Consider the following 26,989-nt stretch of genomic DNA (forward strand, 5'->3'; position numbering starts at 1 on the left):
TCCTTCGACTCCCTCGATGGCCGTACAGGTGACTTGAGCGCCTGTGCGGTTGTCTTTCAAAGCCGCTGCCGATCAGCGGCTTTTTTTCGTGTGTCGAAAAATGCCAGCGCGCTGGCTCGTTTGTTCATAACAAGACCGTCTTTCACACAATAAAAACTGCCGTACATTCACCCCAAGGAGTCCACACCGGTGAACACTGCTTTACGCTTCACCCCACTGTTCGTTGCATTGGCTGCAACGATGCCCTGCAGCGCCCAGGCCGACGAGGAAAAAGCCGAAGGCTTCATCGAAGGGTCGAGCCTCAATGTGCACGCTCGCAACTACTACCTGAACCGCAACCAGCTGCTGCCAGGCGTGCGTGACAACCGCGAATGGGGCCAGGGTTTTCTCGGCAAGTTCGAGTCGGGCTACACCCCGGGTACAGTCGGTTTCGGCCTCGATGCCCACGCCATGCTCGGGCTGAAACTCGACGGCGGTGGCGGTACCTCCGGCTCGAGTATTTTGCCCATCAACACCAAGGGCGATGGCGAACCGGGCAAGGCCCACGATTCGTTCTCCACTGCCGGCGCTGCGCTGAAGATGAAAGCCTTCGACACCGAGCTCAAGGCCGGCGACCTGTTCCTCACCAACCCGGTGATCGCCGGCGGCGAGTCGCGCATGCTGCCGCAGACCTTCCGTGGCGTCAGCGTCACCAACAACAGCTTTGACGGGGTGATGCTCGAAGCCGGCCAGGCCAGCTTCACCAAGCCCTACAACCAGAGCGGCCATCGGCGCATCGACACCTTCTACGGCAAGTTGCAGGACGAGCGCGACAGCCGCCACCTGAACTGGGCCGGGGTGGCCTGGAGCGGCGTACCGAACCTGACCTCGAGCCTGTATGCCGCCGAGCTCAAGGACATCTGGAACCAGTACTACTTCGATCTGGACTACACCTGGCAGCTCAACGAGCGGGTCAGCCTCAACCCCGGCCTGCACTTCTACCACACCCAGGACACCGGCCAGGCGCTGCTCGGGCACATCGACAACAACACCTACAGCCTGCATTTCACCGTCAACGTCGGCTACAACAGCCTCACCGCGGTGTACCAGCGGGTCAACGGCAACACCCCGTTCGACTACATCAACCAGGGCGACAGCGTCTTTCTCGACAACTCGCAGATTTACTCGGACTTCAACGGCCCCAACGAGCGCTCGTGGAAGCTCAAGTACGCCTACGACTTCGCCGGTGCCGGCATCCCCGGCCTGACCTCGATTGTGTCCTACTCGCGCGGTGAGCTGGACATGAGCAAGGTCGACCCCAACAGCGTCGGCTACGGCCACTGGTACAACGCCGACGGCGAGAATGCCCAGCACTGGGAACGTGACGTCGACCTGCAGTACGTGTTCCAGCAAGGCCAGCTCAAGGACCTCTCGGTACTGCTGCGCTGGGCCTCGCACCGTGGCACTCAGGGCTACTCGCACATCGACAACGATGTCGACGAGTACCGGGTGATCGTTGACTACCCGCTGAACATTTTCTGATCGAACCGGTAGGCGCGAGCTTGACTCGCGATGCGATGGGTCCGACCCGTTGCAATCGCGGGGCAAGCCCGCTCCCACATTCGTCAGAATGTCACCATTAAATCCTTGTCCGACAATCCGCGCGCCCCTAGAATACGGCCGCCGCGCAGTAATACCGCACTTTCCAGACGGTCTTCGGCATCAGTGACCATGACGTTGCCCACCCGATCCCAGCGATCCGCCCTGTACAAGTCTCATCCGGAGCTGATCCTCAACCTGGGCAGTTGCCTCGCGGTGCTCGCCATCGTCGCCATTGTCACCTTCCTGTTGATGCGCGAACGCAGCAGCGTCGAACAGGCCGCCGCACGCTCGGCCAGCAACATAGTGCAGTTGATCGAAAGCGACATCGTGCGCAATGTCGAACTCTACGACCTTTCCCTGCAAGGCTTGATCTGGGCCGTGCAGCGCCCGGAACTGCTCGCCGTGCCGGTCGAACTGCGCCAGCAGATTCTCTTCAACCAGGCCGTTACCGCACCGGTACGTGGCGATATCCTCTGGCTCGATGCCAAGGGCGACGTGGTTGCAGACTCCACCAGCGCCATCCCGCGCCAGGCCAATTTCGCCGACAGCAAGGACTTCCAGCAGCATCGCGACAACCCCGACCTGGGCCTGGTCATCGGCCAGCCGTTCAAGGCACGGCTGGGAGACCTGGACTGGTGCATCAGCTTCAGCCGGCGCATCTCCGGGCCCCACGGCGAGTTTCTCGGCGTGGCTGCCGGGGCCTTGCGCCTGTCGTACTTCAGCACGCTGTTCCAGCGCCTGGACATCGGCACCGACAGCAGCATCAACCTGATGAACACCGACGGCGCCCTGCTGGTACGCCAGCCGGGCAGCCCGGATGAACCAAAAATCGGCCAGAACTACAGCGACCGGCCGAACTTCCAGCGCATGCGCGCCGATGTCAGCGGCACCTTTGCCGGGGTTTCCACGCGCACCGGCAAAGAACGGCTGTTTACCTTCGCCCGGGTTGGCGACTTGCCGCTGATCGTCATCGTCGCCCACTCCGCCGACGAAGTCTTCGAGTCGTGGCGGCGCACCGCCGTGCTGGTCAGCGTCGCCACCGGCGTGCTGTGCATCGGCATTCTCTGGCTGACCCTGCTATTGGGCCGCGAATTGCGCCGCCGGCAGAGCGCCGAACAAGGCCTGGCGGCGCTGGCCGCCACCGACAGCCTGACCGGCCTTGCCAACCGCCGGCGCCTCGACCAGGTGCTGCGCCAGGAATGGGCGCGAAGCCTGCGCAATGCCCGGCCGCTGGCGGTGCTGATGGTCGATGTCGATCACTTCAAGGCCTTCAACGACCGTCATGGCCACCCGGGTGGCGATGCCGCCTTGCGCCAGGTGGCCGCAGCGATTGCCAGCAGCATTCGCCGCCCGGCCGACCTGGCCGCACGCTATGGGGGTGAGGAATTTCTGGTGGTGTTGCCGGAAACTGAACTGCCGGGGGCACTGCTGCTGGCCGAACGTATTCGCGCAGCCGTCGAGGCGTTGCCACCGTTTGGCGCGGACACGGCGCCGGTGACCGTCAGTATCGGCATCGGTTGCCACACGCCAGGCGCCCAGCAAGATCTTGCGACCTTGCTGGGCGATGCCGACGAGGCGCTTTACCGTGCCAAGGGCAACGGCCGCAACCGGGTCGAAGCTGCGCGTTAAGAGTTGGCGCGAGCCTGGTTGCGCAAGGCCTTGACCTGGTCATGGTTGCGCTGCACACCGTGGTACTGGCGTTCAACCAGGGCGTACACCTCGCTGCTTGGCAGGGTGTTGAGGCGAGCCAGTTTTTCCAGGGCGTCCTTGTAGGCTTTCAGGGCGTGGTCCTCGCCGCGCTCGACTTCGTTGAGCACCGCTTCTTCATCCTTGCCGGTGAGCATCGACTTCAGGTTGACCCAGCCACGGTGCAGGTCACCGCTGACGCTGGTCGAGGTTTCCGGGTCGCCACCCAGGCTGCGCACTTGCTGTTGCAGTTCGGCGGCGGCGCTACCGCACTCACCGGCACGCTGGATGAAGTAGCTTTTGAGCTGCGGATTTTTCACATCCTCGGCAGAGGTTTTGAAACCCTTTTCGCCATCCTTGCTGAACTCGATCAGTTCGTTGAGAACCGAGACCACTTCTTTGTTGGGGGTAGTCATGACGTTGCTCCTTTGCATGAGGGAAGTGCAATAGATCGGAGCAGGGTTCGTGCCAGCCGGCTGACATAAAAATTATCGTTAATTTTCAATGACTTGAAATTAAATGAACTTATCACTTGCACGCGTTCTGCATGAACTGTCCTTTGGCCTTCATGCAGATTGCATGTATGTTGGCCCACCTCTTCAAAGAACAGCCTTGCCATGAACCCGGAAGCCCTCGTCCTGCTGGTCACCCGCGAAATGCCCTACGGCAAATACCAGGGCCGGCTGATCGCCGACCTGCCTGGTCACTACCTCAACTGGTTCGCCCGTCAGGGCTTTCCCAAGGGCGAGCTGGGTAGCCTGCTGGCGCTGATGCACGAGGTCGATCACAACGGCCTGAGCGACCTGCTGGTCCCCCTGCGCAAGAAGTACCCGCGCCCGCGCAACTGATCAGGCCTTGGCCGGCTGCACTGTCAGCTCCACCTCTTCACCACGCTTGAGCACGGCATACACCACTGCCGTCAGCAGGCTGCCGGCGACGATCGCCAGCAAGTACCACACGGCATGGTTGATCGCATTGGGGATCAGCATGACGAACAGGCCGCCATGGGGCGCCATCAGCTTGCAGCCGAAGTACATCGACAAGGCGCCGGTCAGCGCACCGCCGACGACGCTGGCCGGGATCACCCGCAGCGGGTCTTTGGCGGCAAACGGAATCGCCCCCTCGGAAATAAAACACAGGCCCAGCACCAGCGCCGCCTTGCCGGCTTCGCGCTCGCTCTGGGCGAACTTGCGCCGGGCAATGAAGCTGGCGATGCCCAGGCCAATCGGCGGCACCATGCCGGCGGCCATGGTCGCGGCCATCGGTGCATAACTCTGTGACGCCAGCAGCCCGACCGAAAACGCATAGGCCGCCTTGTTGATCGGCCCGCCGAGGTCGACGCACATCATCCCGCCGAGCAACACGCCGAGCAGAATCGCGTTGGTGGTGCCCATGCTGTCGAGAAAATGGGTCAGGCCTTCGAGCATGCCGGCCACCGGCTTGCCGACCACGTAAATCATCACCAGGCCGGTGAACAGGCTGGCCAGCAGCGGGATGATCAGGATCGGCTTGAGCGCCTCAAGGCTGCTGGGCAGGCGCGCCCAGCGGCTGATGGCCTTGGCGCTGTAACCGGCGAGAAAGCCTGCGACGATCCCGCCGATAAACCCCGCGCCCAAGGTACTGGCGAGCAAGCCGCCAATCATCCCCGGCGCCAGCCCCGGACGGTCGGCGATCGAATAAGCGATGTAACCGGCCAGCAGCGGCACCATCAGTTTGAACGCCGCGTCACCGCCAATTTGCATCAATGCCGCAGGCAGGGTGCCGGGCTCTTTGTAAGCCTCGATACCGAACACGAACGACAGCGCGATCAGCAAACCGCCGGCCACCACCATCGGCAGCATGAACGACACGCCGGTGAGCAGGTGCTTGTACACCCCGGTTTTTTCGCTGCGCGCAAGCGCTGCGTTTGCACCTTGCGCGGCAGCTTCTTCGCGGCCTTCGGCCAGGGCTTTTTTCAGTGTCGCCTGGGCCTGCTTGAGGGCAACGCCGGTGCCGCAGCGGTAGATGCGCTTGCCGGCAAAGCGCGCGGTGGGCACCTCGATATCGGCGGCCAGCAGCACCACGTCGGCGTCGGCAATGGCCGCTGCCGACAAGGGGTTACGCGCCCCCACCGAGCCCTGGGTCTCGACGCTGAGCTGGTAGCCCAGCTGCTGCGCCGCCTGCTGCAAGGCCTCGGCGGCCATGAAGGTATGGGCGACGCCAGTCGGGCAGGCAGTGACCGCGACAATCTTCGCGCCGCGCTCTACCGGCGCTGCAACCGGCTCGGCCTCGGGCTGATAAACCACAGCCTTTTCGGCCGCTTCACGGAGAAAGTTTTCGACATCCGCCAGGGCTTGCGCCGGGGTGCTCTGGTACAGGCGCTTGCCGGCGAAACGGCGCAGCTCCAGCGGGCCGGTGTTGACCACCAGCACCCAGTCGGCGGCAGCGATCGCCGCCGCCGATAACTGCCGCTCGGGTTGCTGCGGGTCGTGCACTTCAACGCTGGTGCTCCAGCCCTGGCGCAGCGCGGCCGCTTCCAGCAGGCGCGCACTGAGCACACTGGAGACCTGGCCATTGGGGCAGGCGGTGACGATGGCAATGTTCATCTGCAAGCCTCTTGTTGTGCTTCTGTCAGCTGCACCTGGCTTTCCAGTTGCGCCAGTTGCGCCCGGTCGTTGATGCCGAAACCGATCTGGGTCACCGCCTGGGCGGCAATCGCCGTGGCCCGGCGCAGGGTTTGCGCCGGCGTGTCGGCGCTCAGCAGGCCATGGACCATGCCTGCCAGCAGCGAATCGCCGGCGCCGACGGTACTGGCTACCGTGACCTTGGGCGGCACAGCGCTGAGGACGCTGCCCTGGCGGAACCAGTTGACGCCCTGCTCGCCCTGGGACACCACCACATGTTCGACACCCTGGCCGATCAACCGGGTTGCAGCTTGTTGCTGCTGGGCAACATCATGCACCGCAGTGCCAAGCACTTCGCTCAGCTCATCGGTGTTCGGCTTGACCAGCCACGGCCCGCAGGCAAGCCCGGCCCGCAAGGCTTCACCGCTAGTGTCCAGAGCCACTTTCAGGCCCATGGCCTTGAGCCGGGCCAGGAGCATCTGCAACCACTGCGGGCTGATGCCCTGCGGCAGGCTGCCGGCGACCACCACCGCAGCGTGACCGGGGGCGATCTGCTCCAGGCGGGTCAGCAGTTCCAGACGCGCCTGCTCATCGACCTGCGGGCCGGGGCCGTTGATATCGGTGACCTGGCCGCAGGCTTCGACCAGCTTGATGTTGCAGCGGGTCTCGCCGGCCACCCGCACAAAGCAATCGGCAAAGCCACGGCGGCCGATCAGGGCCTCGAACGGCGCCAGGTTGTCGCGACCGAGAAAGCCGCCCACCGTCACGCTATGGCCAAGATCAGCCAGCACCTGGGCAACGTTCAGGCCCTTGCCGGCGGCGTGGCTGTGCTGCGCTTGGCTGCGGTTGACCTGGCCGGCCTGCAGGCTGTCGAGGCTGACGGTAAGGTCCAGCGCCGGGTTCAGGGTCAGGGTCAGTATCTTGGCCATCAACGGGTCTCCAGCAGTGCCCGCACTGCGCCGGCACTGCCCTGCAGCAAGGCTTGGCGCGCAAGCTTCTGGGCATGTTCAAAGTTCAGATCACGTACTTCGGCTTTCACCTCGGCGATGCTGCGCGCCGCAACGCTCAGCTCATCGACGCCAAGGCCGAGCAGCAGCGCCACCGCCTGCGGATCGGCCGCCAGTTCGCCGCATACGCCTACCCATTTGCCATGGGCATGGGCGGCGCGCACGGTGATGTCGATCAGTTGCAGCACCGCCGGGTGCAGGCCGTCGGCTTGCGCCGAAAGGCTCGGGTGGCCGCGGTCGATGGCCAGGGTGTACTGGGTCAGGTCGTTGGTGCCGACGCTGAAAAAGTCCACTTCCTGGGCCAGCACCGGCGCCAGCAAGGCGGCCGATGGCACCTCGATCATGATCCCCAGTTGCAGGTCGCTGACGCTGATTTCCTCGCGCAGGCGCTCGACCATGGCCCGCGCCTGGCGCCACTCTTCGAGCTGGCCGACCATCGGGAACATGATCCGCAGCGGCCGGTCGCCAGCAGCGCGCAGCAAGGCGCGCAGCTGGCTTTCCATCACCTGCGGGCGTTGCAGGGTCAAGCGAATGCCGCGCACGCCGAGGAAGGGGTTTTCTTCCTTGGCGATCGGCCAGTAAGGCAAGGGTTTGTCGCCGCCGACATCGAGGGTGCGCACCACCAGCGGCCGGCCAGCAAGGCCATCGAGCACGCGGCGGTACTCGGCCTCTTGCACGGCTTCGTCGGGGGCTTGCGGGTGGGCCATGAAGATCAGTTCGGTGCGCAGCAGGCCAACGCCTTCGGCGCCCTGATCAACCACCGCTTCGATCCCGGCGCTTTCGCCGATATTGGCGAACACCTCGATGGCATGGCCGTCGCGGGTGATTGCAGGCTCCAGGCGCCGGGCCTTGGCGGCCTGCAGGCGTTGCTCGCGGCGGTCGCGTTCGGCCAGGGCCCGTTCGAGTTGGTCAGCGGCGGGGGCGACGGTCAGGCGCCCGCGTTGGCCGTCAAGCAGCAGCGGCGTACCCGGGGCAATCAGCAGCACGGCGTCGCCCGCACCCACCACAGCGGGGATGCCCAGGGCACGAGCGACGATGGCGCTGTGGGCGGTGGCGCCGCCCCGAGCGGTCAGAATCCCGGCTACCCGTTGTGGGTCGAGGCGCGCCACATCGGAGGGGCCGACCTCTTCCATCACCAACACATAGGGTTGCTGCGGCGCCGGCACGTCGGCTTCGCCGCACAGCTGGGCCAATACCCGCCGGCCGATATCGCGCAGGTCGGCGGCACGTTCGGCAAGCAGCGCATCGTGCAAGGACTCCTGCTGGCGCGCGGCGGCATCGATCACCGCCATCCACGCAGCGGCGGCGCTTTCGCCCTGGCGCAGGCGCTGGTCGACTTCGTCGGTAAGGTCCGGGTCGGCGAGCATCTCCTGGTGGGTGACGAAAATCTCGCGGATGGCCTTGGCCGGGCTGCGCTGGGTCAGCGCTTCGATTTCGTGGTTCACATTGGCCAACGCTTGCTGCAGGCGTTGCCGCTCGATGGGCAGCGATTCACCGCGCAGCGGGTAGTCGAACTCGCGCAGCACCTGGATATGCGCCGGGCCGCTGGCAATGCCCGGCGCGGCGGCAACGCCGTGGATCAGCGCGCCCACTGCCGGTGGCACAAGCTCAGGCTCGGCCATCACCTCGATGACCGCCTCGACGACGGGCGCCAGCGCCTCCACCTCTTCGCCCAGGCCCGCTTCAATCGCGGCCAGCAACGCCGGCAAGGCATCGCCGGCAATGGCGGGTTCGGCGATGATTTCCAGCATCTGCCCACGCCGGGCGCCGAGGCTCAGCAGCTTGCTCAGGCTCTTGGCCGATACCGCTGGCTGGCCGCTGTCGACCAGACGCAGGCGAATCTCGCCATCGAAGTTTTTCGCCAGTTGCGCCAATTCCTTGGCCGGCCGCGCATGCAGGCCGTGGGCGTTGGCCAGGCCGATACGCGCGCTGGGCCAGTCGGCAGGCAGCTCGCCGCCCAGCACTTCCAGCACGGTGCGGCTGTTGGTGGCGCGGCACAGCTCCTGGCCGCGGCCTTCGATCAACAGTGTGCACAGGCGCTCGAGCAAGGCTTGATGGGCGGCGCCGAGGCTGGCCAGGCAGAACAGGCCCTGCACCGGCTGGCCATTGTGGCGCAGCGGTTGCTGCGGGGTGACGAAGGCCAGGCCCGGCTGGCGCACCGCCTGCTCGCTGTGCAGCCACCACAGCCCCTCGCCCAGCGGCAGCGGGTCGAGCTGCTGCAACACCCCGGCAAAGCCGCCGCCGACACACTGCGCGCGGGTCAGCAGGCGTGCGGCGCGCCATACCAGCTCGTCAAAATCTTCGGCGGGCACGCCCAGGCCGATCATCTGCGCATCCAGCGCCAGCTCTTGCGGCGCGCCTTGCAGCAACTTCAGCAACGCCTCGGCGGAGCTGGCACGGCGCAGGGCTTCGGCCAGATCGGTCTCGCCCAGGGCGCGGGTCAGCAGTTGCAACAGGCGCAGGTGCTCATCGGAGCGGGCGGCGATGCCAATGGCCAGGTAGACGATCTGGCCATCGCCCCAGTCGACCCCTTCGGGAAACTGCAGCAGGCGCACCCCGGTGGCATGCACCAGCTCGCGGGTTGCGGGGGTGCCGTGGGGGATGGCAATACCTTGGCCGAGGAAGGTCGAGCCTTGCGCTTCACGGGCTTGCAGGCCGGCCAGATAGCCTTCGGCAACCAGGCCGTCGCTGACCAGGCGCTCAGCCAACAGGTGCAGCGCCGCCGACTTATCCACAGCCGACTGGCCCATGGATATCTGCTCCACGGTGAGCTCGAGCATGACCTTCTCCTTTGCAGCACCAGGGCGGTGCTGAGGTATTGTTGTGAATTGTTCAGCTAAGGGCCAGTTGCAATGGCCCTGTCCAGGCGAAGGGATCGGCAGTAAATCGCCTGCTGAAACGTTTAATCTAGATTCACGAGCACGTTACTCGATAATGTGGGATGAATGAAGCCCTGCTTGTCGTATTGCGGGGGGCTGCTCTGCAGCCCATCGCCGGCAAGGCCGGCTCCCACAGGGTTCAGTGCATGCAGCTCCTGTAGGAACTGTGAACAACATTGCCCATGTTGTAGGACAATTGCGACAATGGTCGTCTGCGCCATCCTTCCAGGATCGGCGACAATACCCGGTCAGGCTTTGCAGCCAGTCTCGGTAATAACAAGGAAAATGCGGTGAAACTCAGCGATATCGCGCGTCTGGCCGGTGTGTCCGTCACCACCGCCAGCTACGTCATCAATGGCAAGGCCGAACAGCAACGCATCAGCAAAAGCACTGTCGAGCGGGTGCAGGCGGTGGTCGAAGCCCATGGCTTTACCCCCAACCCCCAGGCTGCAGGTTTGCGCAGCCGGCACACACGTACCCTCGGCTTCATCCTCCCCGACCTGGAAAACCCCAGCTACGCGCGCATCGCCAAGCAACTGGAACAACGCGCCCGGGCCCAGGGTTACCAACTGCTGATCGCCAGCAGCGACGACCAGCCCGACAGCGAGCGCCAGCTGCAGCAGCTGTTTCGCGCCCGCCGTTGCGACGCCCTGTTCGTCGCCAGCTGCCTGCCGCCAGAAGACGACAGCTACCGCGAACTGCAAGCCAAGGGCATGCCGATCATCGCCATCGACCGCAGCCTCGACCCCGCGCACTTTTGCTCGATCGTCAGCGACGACCGCAACGCCAGCCAGCAACTGACCCGCAGCCTGCTGGCCACCCAGCCTGCACACATTGCCCTGATCGGCGCGCGCCCGGAGCTGAGCGTCAGCCAGGCCCGCGCCGGCGGCTTCGACCAGGCCCTGGAAGGCTTCGGCGGTAACGTCAGCCGCCTGCAAGGCGAAGCCTTCAGCCGCGAGTGCGGCCAGCGCCTGATGAACCAGCTGCTCGAAGACCTCGGCCGCTTGCCCGACGCCTTGGTGACCACTTCCTACGTGCTGCTGCAAGGCGTGTTCGACGTACTGCAAGCGCGCCCGGCCGACTCGCGCCGCCTGCAACTGGGCACCTTCGGTGACAACCAACTGCTCGACTTTCTGCCGCTGCCGGTCAACGCCATGGCCCAGCAACACGGCCTGATCGCCGAAACCGCGCTCAAGCTGGCCCTCGCCGCCGTTGAACAGAAGCAATACCAACCGGGCGTGCACGCCATCGGTCGAACCTTCAAACAGCGAATCTTCCCGGCCTGAACATGCGCCTGATCGACACCCACACCCACCTGGACTTTCCAGACTTCGACCCCGACCGCCCGGCCTTAATGGCCAACGCCCGGGCCGGCGGGGTCGAGCGCATGGTGGTGCTGGGGGTGTATCAGGATAATTGGCAGCGGGTCTGGGACCTGGTGCGCAGCGACGCGCAACTTAATGCCGCGTTCGGCCTGCACCCGGTCTACCTAGACCAGCACCGCCCCGAGCACCTTGTCGAATTGGGCGACTGGCTGACCCGCCTGCAGGGCGAGCGCCAGCTGTGTGCCGTCGGTGAATTCGGCCTGGATTACTACCTGCCCGAACTCGACCGCGAACGCCAGCAAGCGCTGTTCGAAGCCCAGCTGCAACTGGCCGCAGACTGCAACCTGCCCGCCCTGCTGCACGTGCGCCGCAGCCACGCCGTGGTCATCGCCACGCTCAAACGCTACAAACTCAAGCGCGGCGGCATCATCCACGCCTTCGCCGGCAGCGTCGAAGAAGCCCGCGAGTACCACAAGCTCGGCTTCAAACTCGGCCTCGGCGGCGCCGCGACCTGGCCGCAGGCGCTGCGCTTGCACAAGGTGCTGCCACAGTTACCGCTCGACAGCGTGGTGCTGGAAACCGACGCGCCAGACATGGCCCCGGTGATGTTCCCGGGCGTGCGCAACAGCCCGGAGCACCTGCCGCAGATTGCCCAGGCGCTGGCCGCGATCATGGGGATTGAGGTTGAGCGGTTGGCTGAGGTGAGTACGGGTAATGCTTGTGAGTTGTTTGGCTGGGCGTAAATCTTTCAGGCCAAAGCGACAATTTTCGGAAACGACCTACATACCCATCTGCTTATTCGAATCTAGGCTGCGCTCTCTGACTACAGGGAGTAACGCTTATGGCCAATCATGGATACATGACCATCACCGGCAGGCAGCAAGGGCTGATCTCGGCTGGCTGCTCCACCGCAGATTCAATGGGCAACAAGTACCAGTCCGGGCATTGCGACGAGATCATGGTGCTGGCGTACAGTCATAACCTTTCCAACCTCGGCAACACCCAGAACGCCACCCACCGCCCGATTGTCATCAGCAAAAACATAGACAAGGCATCACCGTTACTGGCTCAGGCGCTGGCCAATCGAGAGGAGCTGAAGTGCCTGATCAACTTCTTTCGAATCTCTTCCAGCGGCCACCATGAGAAGTACTACACCATAGAGCTCAGGGGCGGGATGGTCGTCGATTTGAGAATCGATGTACCCCACGCGGTTCTCCAGCACGACATGGATGCCCAGGAACACCTTGCCATCCGCTATAGCGACATTTTCTGGACTCATCACCTGGCAGGCACCAGCGGTCACGCCTTTTGGGGGGACAAGCAATGGAGCGAATGAAGAAAAAACCTGAACTGCGCTCACACGATCTATGGGAAATCAGTAGCGCCGCCGCACGCCTGACCAGCTACGCCTGCTCGATCAGTGCCCGACATCTTCAGGATGATGGTGTACGCATGCAATTCAACCGCGAGCTGGCGTACTACGCCAAGCGCGTGGTCGATGATGTCGAGCAGCGACGCTTGAGCCCTGAGGAAGGGCTTAGAGAAATCCAGGAAGAGCAGCGGAGTTTGCTTAGCCAGTCGGGCGAAATTTTCAACAAAGGGTTGGGCCTGGCAGCGGGTACGGCTCAAGTAGCCGCAGGGGGAGGCATTTGCTACGCCTCGGTGGGAACCCTGTGCGTACTATTTGGCGTACCGCTTATGGCCCATGGAGCGAACAACATTTATGAAAACAGTCAAAACTTATTATTGAGCAGAAACGATACGCAGGGGCCGGTCAGAAAAGGGTACCAGCATGCAGCAAAAATGCTGGGCCATCAGAGCCGGGAGGGCAATATAGCTTATGGTAGTGTTGATTTAGGTCTTTCCGTATATGGCCTTAGCCGGTACGTTCTAAAAAAAGACAGCTGGCGATTGTTTCGATACTTGAAATCAGACTATGAGCGCGGATTCAAAAGACTGGGAGGTTTATCACTAACTACTGAGATCGCGACCGATTTAAGTACCAGCGAGCAGATCTATAAAGAACTCAAAAAATGATAATTATCGCTTTTCTTGGATTTGCGACGCTTGGCATTACCCTAGCACTGTTATTAAAAAAACTCTTCTCAGGCCCTGACTTGGGATGGGTAAAAACCCTGATTTGCATAACCTGCAATGTGTATTTTAGCGCCTGCTACCTACACCTAATCAACCATGAGCAATTTGTTTACTTTGATGGTAGAACCTACCGGCTTGATGACCACCCCCTGATAGGCTGGCTTTCGATGCTATTAGTCCTATTTCACGGATTGGCTTATCCACGAAAGTTATAATTCCCGAGTACGAGCTCAGCGAAAAATGACCATGCTAATATTCTTCTCTATCGCCAGCGTCGGGCCACTCATTACTCGGCAGTTAAAAAGACACTTTCCCGGGCCCAATCTTAATTATTCTAAATTTTATATTTGCCTTGCTTACAACATGCTATTTGGCGCCGTCTATTGGGGAGCGATGGCTTTAATGGTAGTTCATGCGCCCTCCTATACCGTGGCCACTTACTCAACCACGCCTTACCCGCAATCCGCTCCTCATAAACCTGCCGCTTATCCACCACAAAGCGCCGACTCGGCCTGAGCAGCAGCGCGAATAAGTCATCAAGCCCCAAAGGCGCCGACACTTCACACATATCCTCAGCAGTGCGTCGAACCGCAATAGCGGTAGCCGTTTCACACCAGAAGGACATCGCTTCGGCGGATGAACAGTAGGGCGCATGGCCGTTGCGGCTGTGCATGCGCGCCATGATTCATAGCGCTTCCTTGCTGAAATACCGACTCGGCGCCGCTCCCAGCACCTTGCGAAACACACTGGTGAACGCACTCGGGCTGCTATAGCCCAGGTCCACCGCCACCCGGGTGATCGGCTCGCCATTGCCCAGGCGCACCACCGCTGCCAACAGGCATGCCTGCTGGCGCCATTCAACATAGCTGATACCGGTTTGCTGACGAAACAGCCGGGTAAACGTTCGCCGGCTCCGGCCCACCTGCCGGGCCATGTCATCGATGCTCACCTCAAGCGAGGGTTGCTGCAACAGCCGCTGGCACGCCTGGGCCAGGCGCGGATCATCCGGCAGCGGCGCATTCAGCGACAGCGGCGCCATGCTGGCGATTTCGTGCAGCAGCAAGGCCATCAAATGACCGTCGCGCTGTTCTTGCGCATACAGCGCCGGCACGTCTGCTGCCTGAATCAGCAACTGGCGCAAAAACGCCGACACATCGAACACCTGACACAACCCCGGCAGCGCCAAACGTGCCGCCGCCTCGTTGCTGATATAGGTGTTGAGCATGGTCACCGGCCCGCTCATGACCATCTCATGGGGCACCTGCGCCGGCACCCAGATGGCCCGTTGCGGTGGCACCACCCAGTTGCCCTCGCGCGTGAACACAGTGATCACCCCACAGGCCGCGTAGGCGAACTGCCCGCGCAGATGGGTATGCAAGGCGAAGTGATGGCCATCGGCATAATCAACGGCGGTCACCACCGCATCGCGGGGAATGTGTTCAGACGGGTCAATTTCAATCATGGCCCGAATCTAACGGCCTGCGACCCGATAGCGCAAGCGGGCCAAACTTACATTGCGCATAGTTGGGCTCTGCCCGCCTGTGGATAACAACACCATGCAACCAAAACACCTGCTGCTCGCCGTGCTGGTGACAGCCGTCTGGGGCCTGAACTTCCCCATCAGCAAACTGGCCCTGGCCGAGATCGACCCGCTGTTGCTTACCGCCCTGCGCTTCAGCCTCGCCGCCCTGCCCTGGGTGTTGTTCATCAAACGCCCGCCCGTGGCCCTGGGCTGGCTGGCCGCCTATGGTTTGATCTTCGGCGTGGCAATGTGGGCGCTGATCAACTTAGGCATCAGCCTGGGCGTGCCACCCGGCACCGCTGCCCTGCTGATCCAGTTCAGTGCTTTCTTCACCTTGGGCTGGGGCGTGCTGCTGTTTCGCGAAGGCATGAGCCTTGGCCAGTGCGTTGGCGTGCTACTCGCCGCCCTGGGTTTGATCTGCATTATCGCCAGCAGCCCCGGCCAGGCGACGACCGCGGGCTACAGCGTATTGCTGGTCAGCGCCTTCAGCTGGAGCGTTGGCAACGTCATCATCAAACGCTCGAAAGTGCGTGAGATGTTTGCCTTTGTGGTGTGGGCCAGCCTATTTCCGCCGATCCCCTTGCTGCTGCTCACCTGGCTCAGCCAGGGCAGCGCGCCGTTCACCGCCCTGGCCAGCCACCTTGAGGGCATCGCCCTGCTTTCGCTGGTGTTCCAGGTCTACGCGGCGACGCACTTCTGCTACTGGGGCTGGAACCTGTTGCTGCGCGAATACCCGGTTTCAACCGTTGCGCCGCTGTCGTTGCTGATCCCGATATTCGGCATCGCCGGCTCCATCCTCATGCTCGGCCACCACATCGAGCGCAACGAAGGCATCGCCATTGCCCTGATTCTGGCGGCCCTTGCGGCGGGGCTGATCAAGACCCGCCCGCTGCTGCGCCGAACGGTCTAAAACCAACCGCGATCATCCTCCAGCTCCTGGCGACAGGCCTTGAGCTGGGCGCCATAGACCCGCGACTGCGCCTCTACCTTGCGCGCCACCTGCATCAGCCACGGCTTGCTGCGATAGGTCCCACGACTAAAACCCCCACGCCCTTCATGATAGGCCAGGTACTGGTTGTAGGTATCCCACTTGGAAATCCCCAACTGGCGCTGGGTACCGGCGGTGTACCAGCCGATGAACATCACCGCGTCATCGAAGTTATCGCGCGAACCGCCATTGCCGGTGCCGGATTTGTACTCACCCCAGACCGGGTCCTGGGCCTGTGCATAACCATAGGCCGAACTCACCCGCCCCCACGGAATTACCCACAGCAAGTAGTCGCGGGGCGGCAGCGCATCGGAGACGAAGCTGCTTTCCTGCTTCATGATCGCCATCGCCACATGTTGCGGCGTGCCGAACTGCTGCTGCATCTTCAGCGAATCTTCGTACCAGTCCGGGTACTGGCGGTAGATATTGCACAGATTGTTCTGATCCCTCGGCGGCGCCGTGGCGCAGCCCGACAAGACCGCAACCATCAACATCAGCGCCCACACTCGCCCTTGTTTCATCCATCGCCCCAGCAGAAAAAGAGGGCTTTCGTTGCCCTTCGTATAAAACGCAGCGCCTGGACAGGCCAGGTTGCGGTGACCTCCTATGATGGCGTGGGTGATGGCAGGGTCACCAGCGTGGCGCGTGGATTTGTAACGAATAGTCGCGAGAACGGTACTTTAACGGCGGAAATCTTCAGAATTTCCTGATTCCATGTAGTCCATTTCCCAATCATACTTTTGCCGCGCGTAAACCATTGCGATGGCATTGGCCTCACTCTAGTCTCGACCGGTCGTTGACCTTTAACGACAGGCTTTGACAGGCCTCCAGATCTCTAGAACACGTGCACGCTTTATGGCGGCAGTACGTGGGGCACCTCGTGTGCGCCGAGTTTCTAGAGTCCTCGGTCTGTCAACCCGCGTACCGCTGCCACCTACTTGTTTGACAGCAGGTCTGTAGCAGCCTCGATGACTCTAGAGGTTCGCATGCTCAAAATCGTCCCCGACCCACCGCATCATCCCAACCAATCCCTTGAAGACCTTCTCGTCCAGACGTCCGGATACTTGGTCCGCGCGCTGACGATTGCTCAGCAGACAGTGCTGCTCCATCCCAGGCCGCCTGAGCAGGTACTCACCTTGGCGACCATGCATGAGATTGAACACGCCCGAAGCTTGATTGAAGTGGCTTTGAGCAAGGTTCAGTTGAAGCACTGAGGTCAATTTCAGAAGAGCGCCAGTGTTGCTTCGGCAATGCTGGCTGCCTGCTTTGGGAGGTATGGATGAGCGAAGATCGTGCTTCAGTTCTGAAAACGATAGGCGTCGGCACCTTCGGCGAAGGCCCGGGCGGGAAGACCACCGAACGACTGTTTCGGGTTGAGCCAGGGCACAGTGTGGAATTTGTGCTGGAACAGGCAGCTTTGTTGATGGGCTGCGTGAGCAAGCTGACTCATCACGTGATGATTGAAGAAGATGAAGCGATGACTTGTGCGGCTCATTTTCTCAGTGGGATGGCGAAGGCATTGATCGAGGATTTGGCGACGGCAAATGAATCGCCTGGTCTCGCAGAAACCTCTTTGCCTTAACATGGTCTGCTAACCTGCTGCGCCGTGGCTTGCGTAAATCTGAAACCCACTGAACGAAGTCCAATGAGTATGAATAAATCACCTCTACTGTTCTCTTTGGCGCTGCTGCTGGCCGTGGGCGTGATGCCCGCACAGGCCAAACAGCGAACCGCACTGAAAACGCCAGAGTCGGGCGTGCTCTGCGACCGTTACGTGTGCGCCAACGACAAAGGCATCTCCCGCGAGCTAACGGAAAAGTACCTAGGCAAGAAGGCAGCGACGACCGACGTATTCACATCGAGTGACGTCGACCTGACCGAATTCACCTTCGCCAACGGGATATTCTGCGACGTGAAAGAGCGGTTATGTCGCGAAGATCGCTACTACGGCGCGAACGGAGAGCGATCCGGAGCCGTCTCCAAAAAATACACCAAGGCGCTGTTTGGCGAATGACCGAAAGGTGGCGGGCGAGGTTGAACGCGTCTGGTTATCCTCGCCAACACCGCCGCCCTGTTGTACTCAGCTCGTCGCTGTCCCCTTTCTCAAGCAAGCCCCTGCCTTCCCGAGTTCGAAAAATCTTCTCAAATTATCAAGAACATCGTACTCGGTTACTTTCTCGTCCCGAACCATGATGGCCTTTTGTTTAGTTAGCCAGAGATGGTTTTCTTTGTTCTTATTAGGAACTGCAGAAATTTCGAAGCTCATCTTTGAGCTCCCTGGCATGACGCCGGGTACCTTGGCGTGAGTAAAGCTGAACGTGAGTTCATTGTCTTTAGTGGGCGAGGCGTTTTTCACGCTAGTAATGGGCATTTCGGCTTTTGCAACTGATGGGAGCTTGGCGGAGTACGACACGCTTCCGTTGTGTACCTGCTTGGTTATTTCTAAAAAATAATTCTTGTTGTCTTCCGCACTTGCCGGAATCGTGCAGTTTTCACCTTCAGTTATGAAGTATGTGCCCTCGAACTCATAAGAGGGTGCTTTCTCGCAGGCTGCGAGGAACAGCGAAACTGTACCGATTAATACTAACCTCCATTTTTTCACACTGGACACTCCATGAATTCCATTATCCGTAATACTTATCTATGGTACCACCTGAACATCCATACTCAATCCCTGGACCAGCAGAGAGACAACAAGACATCAGAAAAAACCAGAAACAACAAAGCCCGCACAAGGCAGGATTTGTTGAGTATTTCGTAGAGGCCTCAGACAGCTAGAAATCAGATATCTGGTGCGGAGACAGGAATCGAATATGGCACCTGTAGCCCCTATAAAACAAAGAAAACCCGCTCAAAAAACCTCTAGCGTATCCCTAAACGTATCCCTAAATCGAAATCCACTTACGCCAAAGAGATTGGTAAATTCAGATTTTTAAGGACGCGTTATGAAAGTCATCGATATGGTGCATGACTACCCCCAGGGAAGCTCCAGATTCGACCGAGGCCTGTGCCGGGTACGAACCTTCGTAACATCAGTCCACACCGTTGTGTTGCTGACCGACCTAGATGAAAAAAATGATGGTATGTCGGTGACAAACGCCGTCGAACACATCATTAAATCTCTCCACGAGCTGGGAATTATCATCGGATCGGCCATCTACATTGACCACACAGAACGGAAGGACCCTCTCCTAGACAATTTTGAAATCGTCACAGTCGGCTCGCGTCAAGGGACACAATGGCGGACAGCCTCCAGAAGCGAGGTGATATCGCTGATCGGAGGGGCATCAGAAGAGCTGGATGAAAGAAGCTTATCGAACAGTCGAATCGTATTCCGAGCAGACCAACTGCGATTTTCTCGCGACCCCTTTGTCGATTCTCCTTGGCAACCACACCCATCGATTATTAAACGTCGACTCGAAATCGCAGACACCATGATTTCGAAATCAGAAATTGAGACGCTTATCAGTGGAAGAGCAAGTGAACGGGAAATTCAAAGATTGCTCAAACAAGATCTATCCATCTTTGGAGAGGTCTACGCCAAACCAGATGACGAATATCTATGCTTCTCCGAGTTTCCTCTTGGAGATGGACTGGTAGATTTTGTAGTTTTCACTGGGCGATCGCGTATGGATGTAATCCTGATCGAGGTTAAGGGCGCCGACTTCAACCTGTTAAACGCCGACCACTACAAGGCGTTCAATCACAAAATAAATCAAGCCGCCAGTCAGATACAGGGCCGAATAGGCAAAATTTATCGAGAAATGGAACCTTTCAGGCTTCATGTGCACTCGATCAGAGAGCGTGTTGAGCGAGGCGAACAAATTCACAATGCCTTTTTGGGGCCGTGCCACAAGCTTGGAGTAGACCCTCAAAAAGATATCAATATTCGAACAGTTCTTATCGGCGGTAGGACTGTAGATGACCGAGCAGAAAGTGCCAAAAGACATGATTTTGAAAGAAACTTCACGCCACCTATCCGAGTAGAGTCTTGGGACACGTGGCTACGCAGGCTTGAGCGATCCTGAACACAGAACTCGAAGCCATGCGAAAAGTGATGGGGATCCTGTGCCTCGGAAACCTGCGCCGCCCTTTTAGCTGCTGGTCGGTCGATAGTTGACGAAGCTTCCTTCCACTTGAGGAGAAGGGTCAGTAGCCAGGCGAATGATTAAGTAGGCTTACCACCCAGACGGGTGTGTTCACCCAATTCACCTGTTCACTAAGCTGGGACCCCTGCTGCTAACAGAGTCCCGCGGGTTTCCAGCCCCGTATCGCTTCGTTTTGCTCAGGGTCCCCGGCACCACCGCAACATAGCCAGCACGACGCCGTCAAAGCCCGATTCTCGCTGGAGGTGACGGTAGATGCTGGGCGGGGGTAGTGACACTGGAGAGCTTAGGGAGGGTTTCCAGTGTTTCTCGTGTTTCTCGTGTTTCATCATGTCTAAAATCATGATCTACAAGGACTTTTAATAGAATCAGTTACTGGCCCGCCTGTGTAACAAGGCATTGTGAGGTGTGTCGGTGTTACACAGCCATTCTGTGCACGAACTTACTTTCGTAATTACTTCAAGTCTTTTTGACTATCCGATCTAGTTCCCTCTTAGGCCAGACCTGACAAGGTCTTCGGATAGGCCGCGTGAGTAGAAAATGTCATGATCGGTCATCGAAACTCAGAAAGGCCAGCAGGGAGCGCATCGATCGCAATGACTAAAACGCGTGAAAAAATGGACAGTGTTCGAGCGTCCAGGGATGGTCACGAATTCCACGAGGCGTGGGTCGCACGTAAATGTCTGGGCCTTCTGCTGCCCAGAGACAAATTTATTGGGGTTGCGATCGAAGGCTTTTCTCCCATCGATCAAACGGGTGCAGAGGACGCAGGAAACGAAATTGCCGATGCCGTTCTGTATTATGGGAATGCCGCCTCGTTCGAGCAGGCGCACAAGATCGTCGTGGTACAAGTTAAGTACTCGAAAGCCTCGGAAGACAAGGCGTTTCGTGCCGCAGATGCAAAGAAAACCATCGATAAATTCGCCAAGACCTACCGGTCACACAAGACCAAGTACGGCACTGCTCAAGCGCGAGACAAGCTTCGTTTTGAGCTGGTAACAAACCGTCCGATTCTCGGAGAGCTGGACGACGCGGTTGCTGGGATTATTGCCGGAACGGCCTTGACGGGCACAGCGAAACAACAGGCAGACCAAGTCAAGGCTGCTTGCAAACTCAAGGGCAAGGATTTGGTGGAGTTTGTCAGCCGATTGCGTTTCACAGGGCTTCGAGGAGATCTGCGGGAGAGCAAGCACCGGTTGGCAGTGATCCTCGCAGACTGGGCCGCTGCACGTGACCCTCAGGCCAGGGTTCGACTCAACTCCATTAGGGAGCTGGCGCGAGATAAAGCGAACCTTGCCAATCAACGGCGCAACGTCATTTCACGCGCGGACATTCTGACAGCCTTAGAATTGCAAGATGAGCATGACCTCATGCCCTGCCCCGCAAGTTTTCCAGATGTCGGCGCCGTTTTAGAGCGCAGCCAGCTATCAGATGTCGTCGCGAAGATTCCGCAACTTAATGTCCCGCTGGCCATTCATGCGGACGGCGGTATCGGCAAGACGGTCTTCCTGAATTCGATAGCTGGTCGGCTTGCTGAAACTCATGAGATTGTTCTCTTCGATTGCTATGGCATGGGCCAGTACCGCGCACCAGGCGATGCGCGGCATCTCCCGCGAAAAGGTTTGGTTCATATCGTCAATGAACTAGCGTGTCGAGGCTTTTGTGACCCACTTCTACCGGGTACGGATAACAGCGATGATCTGATACGGGTGTTTCGCCTTCGGATGAATCAAGCCGCAGAAACGGTTCGCCGCTTCGAACCTGACCGGCAACTCATACTGTTGCTCGACGCGATCGATAATGCCGGCGAACAAGCCAGAGATCGCGGTGAGACCTCCTTTCCTGCGCTTCTGCTCGCTAGCTTAACTCAGGGTGATCCGATTCCTGGTGTGCAGTTGGTGGTAAGCACGCGCACTCATCGACGTGCCGTTGCGACGGGTGACGCTACATGTGAACAATTCGAGTTACAGCCCTTCACGATTGATGAGACCCGTGAGTTCCTGAGAACCCGGCTGATCGAGCAAAGTGAGGCCAATATTCAAGTGGCTCAGTCTCGATCGCGAGGGAACGCTCGTGTCCTGGAACACCTGGTCGCGGATGCTCCCGTACTTCTGGCGTCATCCGAGCGGGATAATGTCATCCAGTTGGATGAGCTGCTGCGCAAACGAATCGAGTCCGCGCTCAAACAAGCGCGCAAGCAGGGCTACCGTGATCTTGACATCAATACGTTTTTGACCGGACTGGCGTCCCTGCCACCGCCAGTCCCTGTGCGGGAGTTTGCTGAGGCAAGCGGGCTGGAAGAGGGAGCTATTGCCAGTTTCGCGGCAGACCTCTCCCCGCTGTTAGAACACACCAAGCATGGACTGATGTTCCGGGATGAGCCGACAGAGACCCTCATCCGAGACCAATATTGCGCCAACAAGGACACCTTACGCAGTCTCGCGAATAACCTCTTAGGCATGCAGGCTACGTCGATTTATGCCGCGACCACGTTGCCCGATTTATTACAACAACTGGAGGACGGCGAGCGATTGTTTGACCTCGCGTTTGACGAGAGGACCCCGACCGCCATCAAAAGCCCTGTGAGTCGCCAAGCTATTCGGCACGCACGTCTGCGGGCGGCAGTGGCCTACGCGGCGGAGAAGGATGAGGCAAACCGCCTGGTCCCACTACTAGTGGAGTTGTCGACGCTGGCCGCTGTGGATCAGCGTGGAACGGATTACATCCTCGACAACCCTGACCTCGCCGTATTTTCTGGGGATGCTGACTCAATCCGGCGCCTTTTTGAGTTACGCACGCACTGGCCTGGTACTCGTCACGCGCGGTTGACAATCGCTTATGGTCTTGGCGGAGATTTGGCAGACGCCTATCACCACGCCCACCGGGTTAGAGAGTGGAGGACCCACTGGCTTGAACAAGACCGCCGCGAACGTCAGCTACAGCACGACAGAGCGGACCCGACCGCCCTAGACATGGCTGCCGTGCCTTTCTGTTATCTGATCAAAGGGGAGATTGAGCGTGCGGCTGGCGACCTTGCGATATGGATGGATTGGTATGCCTTTGAGGTGGCCGAAACGCTAGTGCCTCTGTTGCGCCTGGGCGCTGATATGGGGAGTATCCAAAGCTGTGCGGTCGACGCTTTCGTGAAATCTGATCTGTTGGGAGCTGGAACTCTAGCAGCGCTGATTCCCTTTGTTGAAGGGGATTCGTCCCTGCAACAAGCCCTAATCCGCAGACTTGCGGAAGTTTGCGAAAAGACCGAACAGGTGCGGGTGGGAGAGAAAGACTTTGGCTATAAACAACCGCGGATCATTCGTGGGCTGTTACGAGCGGCTTCAGTAGCCCTTGTGCAGGGAATGAAAACAGAGGCCAGCCAAATCTTGGCCGCCACACCAATACCCGCTCCGTCGCTGTACGTATACATGAGCGACTACTGGTCTGGAGAAGTCTATTCATTTCTGGCTAAGCAGGCGCTGCTCTGCGTCTCCGATGATATAGACCTCCTTGAGCGACAACTGCTTCCTCAAGAACTGGCTGATCTCATCGTGGAAATTCCCACCCAACTCCAATGGGGGGAGCTCATGACAGTTCTGAAGGCTGAGCTTCAGAAACAGGTTAACGAGACGCACGCCAACGATAGCCATAAGAAGGCCATCACAGCCGACACGAAAAGCAACGCCACGCGGTTCCTAGCGCACCAGCTGGATCACTGGTTAACCATTTCTCGTGCATTTGCCGCCTGTTTCAGTAACCAGCTTGAAAATGGACGTCGCTTGACCCCGCTACTCGAAATCTGGCCGGAATTACTCGGCTGCAACGACTACCAATCCGGTGGCACTGATGCGCAGCGACAGCGGCTACTGGTGGCCGACCGGCTCCTTACGCTGACGTTCGAAGCAGCCCCTTCACTAGAGCACGCTGAAGTTGTCAACTACCTGGATGCAGTAAAAGTCCGGGGAATATCCGATATTTCGCATCTGATCAGTATCGTGGGCGTACTGGCCGTCAGGCCTGAGTTTCATGTTCTGGCGGGGGCAACAGCCAACGCCGCCAGATTGGCAATCGAACAAGAAGATGAGGTCAATCAGCGGGCGACGTTGTTCGCTGATCTAGCACGAGCGGTCTCGCCAGCCAGCCAGCGGGAGGCAGCTGTCTACTTTCACCGGGGTTTGGAGCAGATGGATGCCGTCGGTTCTGGCGACTATCAGTTCGTGAATGAGTTGATGCAATTTGCAGCCTCTCTGCATGGGGAGGAGCTTTCCGAGGAGGACAGTCATACGCTTTCTAACATTTGCGAATTGAATCTCGGGGATGAGGAAAACAAGTTCAATTGGGGCATGTATGGCATGGCGATGGCCACAGTCTCGGGGTTGAAGGGACTGGCCAAGCTTGCGCGATGGGAAGATCGTGGCAGGGTCACACTTGATTACACCCTCCTCCCATATCTCCGGGCGCTGATCCACTGGGGGAAGATCGATGCGACTGCTGCACTGGCGATCCTTCGCACTGCTAGTCCGGCAGAGCTCTTTGTGTGCGGTACAGAGCAACTAATTGAGACCTTAGTACATCGGCAGCCGAGGCGGTTGGAGGATCTCACACAGGAGTTGATCACTCAGTATCAACAAAACAACCCTCACGGGTTTAGCGCCGCTGTACCACGCGCCTTAGCAGGCCTAGCAAGCTCCGCCTTCGGTGCGATTTCCGGTGAGCACGAATACCTCACCTCACTGGCTGACCGGATTGAAGTCTCTACGCGCGAATACAACGACCTGAACAACTGGAGAGGCTCCCCTGTTTCTACCGATGTCGAACGACGCCATCAAGAGCGGGTTGCTACCGACGCGTTGCTTGCGTCACTTGTCCTCAAAACAGACCCTGTGGACGAACTTTCTCTCGCTGATGCACTAGAAAAACTGCAGCAGCTGAATAGCTGGGGATGGAGTGCACAACGCGACTTTTTCGAGCAAATTCAAGCGAAAATCTCATATGGTAAGTGGTCACAGTACGTCACCACGATTGCTCGTCAGGAACAACTAACGCTCCATGAAAAGCTTCGTATTCTGAGCGCGTGCAAAACCTCCTGGTCGCAAGCATCCAATGCTCTTGCCAGCGCACTTTATGACTGCGCCGCGATCATTATCCGGCAGTGTGCGGATGAGTTCGTATCATTTGGTCGTCTGAACACCTCGGACATCGATGAGCTTTCGGCGGTCTCAGGCATGGACCGTCACGTGCTCATACTGGAGTTGATCAAGGAGTTTTCCCGTCCCAATTTCGATGTACCGGCATCCGTGTGGTTGAACCTAGCGACCACCGTCAATGAGTCGGCCGTAGATGGAGTTGGTCAAGCGGCCATCCATCGATTATTGAATACCGGGGCAGCAAAATTGGCATTGTCAGTTGTGGACGGCCCATGGCAATCCACTCTTTACCCTACCGGTGATCAAGCGGAGGTGGCCGCCGGTCTCATTTGGTTCGCACTTGGTTCACCTCAGGCAGAAAGACGGTGGATGGCCGCTCACGCCCTTAGGGTTGCGATGCGGCTTGGTCACACGGATATTCTGGACAAGGTTGTGATGAGGTTTGACGCAACGGATGCGGCGTGCTTCCAAGCTCCGGAATTACCTTTCTTCCATCTCCATGCAAAGCTTTGGCTCCTGATCGCGTTAGCGCGAATTGCCTTGGATCAGCCGGTAGCGGTGAGCAAATACCATCCCCTTTTGGAGCGAGTCGCTCTGGATGCGAAAGAGCCTCACGTGCTTTTCAAACACTTCTCGGCGCAAGCACTGCTCACATGTAATTGCCATGGCCATCTCACGTTTGAGCAAAAAAAATTGAACGAGCTTGAACGTGTCAATCTCTCGCCCTATCCAATTAAAAAGTTGAGCAGGCATCTCGGCGGCTCATTCTACAAAGGGCGACCGGAGGGCACGGCGAAGCCTCTGAAGTCACTGCATCTTGATTATGACTTTGGCAAGTACGATGTCACCCAGCTGGGTGAGGTATTCGGCCAGGCGCATCGGTACACAGAAAATGCCATGAATCAATGGGTGAGACAGCACGATGCTGAAATCACGCATATGTCGGATCAACGCGGGCGGGCTGTATACCGTCGTGGGAGGCTTCGTGGATTCTCCTCTGACCACCATAGTTATGGTGAGCAGTTGTGTTGGCATGCCTTGCATGCGGTAGCCGGTGAATTTCTCTCCAAACTCCCGGTGGTTCAGGGGCCCTATGACGATGTTGACCCGTGGGAGGAATGGTTGAGCCGGCGAGTGTTGACTCGTAAGGACGGGCTCTGGTTAGCCGATGCCACAGATCGTCGACCTCTGGCTACCCGCATCAATCTACGAGAAGTGTCCGGGGCTAAAGTTGGCCTAACCGGAGCATCGAGCACGCTGCAATCACTACTGGGCATCAACGACGATCTAGGCGAATGGTTAGTGGTTGATGGCGAATGGAAGTCGATCGATGGCATCGACGTCCATATCCGGTCTGCTTTGGTTTCGGCCAAGGAAAGCACGCGGATCGCCGCCGACCTTACCAACGAGGAACCGTTCCAAGCCTATATACCTCGGTTGGACGAGTATGAGGATACCGATCCTGACGCTGCTCGCTCACATTCACCCTTCATACCTTGGGTTGTAGATGTCAATGCTGCTGAGGGACTCGATGCATCCGATACGCTGGGCGTAGGCTCAGCGGCTTCGCGGTTGAAACTTGCTAGCCACGTAAATGCTTTCGCACAAATCACCGCGGAAGGCCCCTATGGGCGCCGGTGGGTTGATCCGTCCGGCGCTGTTCTGGTGCATTCCGAGACTTGGAGTCAGCAAGCAGACCGTTACAAAGAACACCGGTCCAGTGGAACACAGCTACGTTGTCGGACGGACTTGCTCCAGCGATACCTGACTGCGAATAGTGCGAACCTGCTCATCCTGATAGTACTTCGTCAGTATGAGCCTGGATTCGGCAATCGCTCCTCGCGATCAAGGCACACCGTGGCTGTGGTAGAGGTAACTGAATCGCTGACAGTTGCCTACCACCCAGGTCGGTCTAGCGAATTCGATGAGGAGAGTTAGTGTAGCTGCGAGTCAACACACTTGGTTAGAACTGAGGTCACCGATGGCGAGCGGCAGAAGCTAACCGTGTCGGTCGCTGGCCGCCGTTACTCATTGACGCCGAACGCATCACTGAT

The 26,989-nt window shown here is 59.1% G+C and carries 21 protein-coding genes; 13 read left to right on the forward strand and 8 right to left on the reverse strand.

Going from position 1 to position 26,989, the window contains the following annotated elements; all coding sequences use genetic code 11:
* The first annotated feature begins 189 nt into the window (after positions 1-189).
* Positions 190-1,521 carry an OprD family porin gene (locus LOY34_RS22915; protein ID WP_195885009.1) on the forward strand — a complete coding sequence of 444 codons (1,332 nt, stop codon included), beginning with the start codon at positions 190-192 and terminating at the stop codon, positions 1,519-1,521.
* A gap of 195 nt (positions 1,522-1,716) precedes the next feature.
* A complete protein-coding gene (locus LOY34_RS22920; RefSeq protein WP_093387284.1) occupies positions 1,717-3,210 on the forward strand; it encodes a diguanylate cyclase in 1,494 nt (497 codons plus the stop codon).
* Here LOY34_RS22920 and LOY34_RS22925 read toward each other — a convergent pair.
* Positions 3,207-3,683 carry a PA2169 family four-helix-bundle protein gene (locus LOY34_RS22925; protein ID WP_195885010.1) on the reverse strand — a complete coding sequence of 159 codons (477 nt, stop codon included), beginning with the start codon at positions 3,681-3,683 and terminating at the stop codon, positions 3,207-3,209. The genes LOY34_RS22920 and LOY34_RS22925 overlap by 4 nt on opposite strands.
* A 201-nt stretch (positions 3,684-3,884) precedes the next feature.
* Here LOY34_RS22925 and LOY34_RS22930 point away from each other — a divergent pair, with 201 nt between their 5' ends.
* The gene (locus LOY34_RS22930) at positions 3,885-4,115 is read left to right on the forward strand and encodes a DUF3820 family protein (protein WP_093379533.1); all 231 of its coding nucleotides are present in this window, start codon (positions 3,885-3,887) and stop codon (positions 4,113-4,115) included.
* Here LOY34_RS22930 and LOY34_RS22935 read toward each other — a convergent pair whose 3' ends face one another.
* The 3 genes from LOY34_RS22935 to ptsP are packed head-to-tail and all read right to left on the reverse strand — an operon-like array spanning position 4,116 to position 9,657.
* Positions 4,116-5,852 carry a PTS fructose-like transporter subunit IIB gene (locus LOY34_RS22935; protein WP_195885011.1) on the reverse strand — a complete coding sequence of 579 codons (1,737 nt, stop codon included), beginning with the start codon at positions 5,850-5,852 and terminating at the stop codon, positions 4,116-4,118.
* Complete coding sequence (pfkB, locus tag LOY34_RS22940) at positions 5,849-6,799, reverse strand: 1-phosphofructokinase (RefSeq protein WP_195885012.1); 951 nt, start codon at positions 6,797-6,799, stop codon at positions 5,849-5,851. The genes LOY34_RS22935 and pfkB overlap by 4 nt, the downstream gene beginning before the upstream one ends.
* Positions 6,799-9,657 carry a phosphoenolpyruvate--protein phosphotransferase gene (gene ptsP, locus LOY34_RS22945; protein ID WP_258664046.1) on the reverse strand — a complete coding sequence of 953 codons (2,859 nt, stop codon included), beginning with the start codon at positions 9,655-9,657 and terminating at the stop codon, positions 6,799-6,801. Before ptsP ends, pfkB begins: the two co-directional genes overlap by 1 nt.
* A 389-nt stretch (positions 9,658-10,046) precedes the next feature.
* Between ptsP and cra the strand changes: the two genes are divergently transcribed.
* The 4 genes from cra (at position 10,047) to LOY34_RS22965 (ending at position 13,118) form a co-directional block, all read left to right on the forward strand.
* Positions 10,047-11,042: a catabolite repressor/activator gene (gene cra / locus LOY34_RS22950; protein ID WP_093379517.1), complete on the forward strand. Its 996-nt coding sequence runs from the start codon at positions 10,047-10,049 to the stop codon at positions 11,040-11,042.
* A gap of 2 nt (positions 11,043-11,044) precedes the next feature.
* Positions 11,045-11,824, forward strand: coding sequence for a TatD family hydrolase (locus LOY34_RS22955; protein ID WP_195885014.1), 780 nt, complete (start codon positions 11,045-11,047; stop codon positions 11,822-11,824).
* A 98-nt stretch (positions 11,825-11,922) separates the two neighbouring features.
* Entirely contained in the window at positions 11,923-12,417 is a 495-nt protein-coding gene (locus LOY34_RS22960; RefSeq protein WP_195885015.1) for an Hcp family type VI secretion system effector, read from the forward strand.
* Positions 12,405-13,118, forward strand: coding sequence for a DUF4225 domain-containing protein (locus LOY34_RS22965; protein ID WP_258664047.1), 714 nt, complete (start codon positions 12,405-12,407; stop codon positions 13,116-13,118). Before LOY34_RS22960 ends, LOY34_RS22965 begins: the two co-directional genes overlap by 13 nt.
* 394 nt (positions 13,119-13,512) lie before the next feature.
* Here LOY34_RS22965 and LOY34_RS22970 read toward each other — a convergent pair whose 3' ends face one another.
* Both LOY34_RS22970 and LOY34_RS22975 read right to left on the reverse strand, forming a co-directional pair.
* Positions 13,513-13,860, reverse strand: coding sequence for a nucleotidyltransferase family protein (locus LOY34_RS22970; protein WP_195885016.1), 348 nt, complete (start codon positions 13,858-13,860; stop codon positions 13,513-13,515).
* A gap of 3 nt (positions 13,861-13,863) precedes the next feature.
* The gene (locus LOY34_RS22975) at positions 13,864-14,640 is read right to left on the reverse strand and encodes a helix-turn-helix domain-containing protein (protein ID WP_195885017.1); all 777 of its coding nucleotides are present in this window, start codon (positions 14,638-14,640) and stop codon (positions 13,864-13,866) included.
* 94 nt (positions 14,641-14,734) lie between these two features.
* Between LOY34_RS22975 and LOY34_RS22980 the strand changes: the two genes are divergently transcribed.
* Positions 14,735-15,610, forward strand: coding sequence for an EamA family transporter (locus tag LOY34_RS22980; protein WP_195885018.1), 876 nt, complete (start codon positions 14,735-14,737; stop codon positions 15,608-15,610).
* Here LOY34_RS22980 and LOY34_RS22985 read toward each other — a convergent pair.
* Positions 15,607-16,209, reverse strand: coding sequence for a hypothetical protein (locus LOY34_RS22985; protein ID WP_045197126.1), 603 nt, complete (start codon positions 16,207-16,209; stop codon positions 15,607-15,609). The genes LOY34_RS22980 and LOY34_RS22985 overlap by 4 nt on opposite strands.
* A 465-nt stretch (positions 16,210-16,674) precedes the next feature.
* Here LOY34_RS22985 and LOY34_RS22990 point away from each other — a divergent pair, with 465 nt between their 5' ends.
* The 3 genes from LOY34_RS22990 to LOY34_RS23000 all read left to right on the forward strand — a co-directional run bounded on the left by LOY34_RS22990 (position 16,675) and on the right by LOY34_RS23000 (position 17,702).
* Entirely contained in the window at positions 16,675-16,902 is a 228-nt protein-coding gene (locus tag LOY34_RS22990; protein ID WP_045197124.1) for a hypothetical protein, read from the forward strand.
* A gap of 65 nt (positions 16,903-16,967) precedes the next feature.
* On the forward strand, positions 16,968-17,270 hold the full coding sequence (locus LOY34_RS22995) for a DUF3077 domain-containing protein (protein ID WP_195885019.1): 303 nt from the start codon (positions 16,968-16,970) through the stop codon (positions 17,268-17,270).
* Between the two features lie 63 nt (positions 17,271-17,333).
* A complete protein-coding gene (locus tag LOY34_RS23000) occupies positions 17,334-17,702 on the forward strand; it encodes a YcgJ family protein (RefSeq protein WP_230090897.1) in 369 nt (122 codons plus the stop codon).
* Positions 17,703-17,768: 66 nt separating this feature from the next.
* Here LOY34_RS23000 and LOY34_RS23005 read toward each other — a convergent pair whose 3' ends face one another.
* A complete protein-coding gene (locus LOY34_RS23005; protein WP_258664048.1) occupies positions 17,769-18,299 on the reverse strand; it encodes a hypothetical protein in 531 nt (176 codons plus the stop codon).
* A gap of 334 nt (positions 18,300-18,633) precedes the next feature.
* Between LOY34_RS23005 and LOY34_RS23010 the strand changes: the two genes are divergently transcribed.
* Together LOY34_RS23010 and LOY34_RS23015 are read left to right on the forward strand one after the other, a co-directional pair.
* Positions 18,634-19,716: a Shedu immune nuclease family protein gene (locus tag LOY34_RS23010; protein WP_258664049.1), complete on the forward strand. Its 1,083-nt coding sequence runs from the start codon at positions 18,634-18,636 to the stop codon at positions 19,714-19,716.
* Positions 19,717-20,390: 674 nt separating this feature from the next.
* A complete protein-coding gene (locus tag LOY34_RS23015) occupies positions 20,391-26,873 on the forward strand; it encodes an NACHT domain-containing protein (protein WP_258664050.1) in 6,483 nt (2,160 codons plus the stop codon).
* Positions 26,874-26,989: the final 116 nt, after the last annotated feature.

Source organism: Pseudomonas sp. B21-009 (assembly GCF_024749345.1).
GTDB lineage: Bacteria > Pseudomonadota > Gammaproteobacteria > Pseudomonadales > Pseudomonadaceae > Aquipseudomonas.